Origin of the sequence: Marinobacterium profundum, assembly GCF_001528745.1 — a bacterium.
Classification (GTDB): Bacteria; Pseudomonadota; Gammaproteobacteria; order Pseudomonadales; family Balneatricaceae; genus Marinobacterium_A; species Marinobacterium_A profundum.
On the sequence record NZ_BCNS01000034.1, the window covers coordinates 1 to 572 of the forward strand.

The following is a 572-nucleotide window of genomic DNA, read 5'->3' on the forward strand; positions in this document are numbered from 1 at the left end:
CGAATTCCGGGAAATGAGCCCAAAGCGAATTTCGAGGATGCACCTGCGAATTCCTAGCCGAATGCCGGAGCCTATAAAAACGTCGACTCCCGACCTGCGCCAACTACACTCAAACGGAAAACCACTACATGGGAGGGACGGATGCCCCCTTATCGTCGACTTTGGCGCCCAGGAGGCTGCTATTTCTTTACTGTCACCCTGCTACAACGTCGCGGCAATGATCTGTTAACCCGGCATATCGACGAGCTCCGCGCGGCCGTGCACCTGGCTCGCCAGCGTCACCCATTCGTAATCCATGGCTGGGTCGTACTGCCTGACCACCTGCAGTGCGTGATCGAACTGCCACCCGGCGATGCGGACTTCGCAACACGCGGGTATCTGATAAAAAGCCAATTTTCCCGCCAGATACCCCAAACAGAGCCTCGCTCAGCCAGCCGTTTGTCACGTGGTGAACGAGGTATCTGGCAACGCCGCTACTGGGAGCACCTGCTCCGCGATGAGCGCGATTATCGCGCCCATATGGACTATATCCACATCAATCCGGTTAAACACGGACTAGGAGGCTGTCCGAC

The 572-nt window shown here is 57.0% G+C and carries 1 protein-coding gene; it reads left to right on the forward strand.

Annotated elements, in window-relative coordinates; genetic code table 11:
* Positions 1–141: 141 nt before the first annotated feature.
* A partial coding sequence (locus MPRO_RS24950; RefSeq protein ID WP_082708406.1) for an REP-associated tyrosine transposase occupies positions 142–572 on the forward strand: 431 nt, incomplete at its 3' end.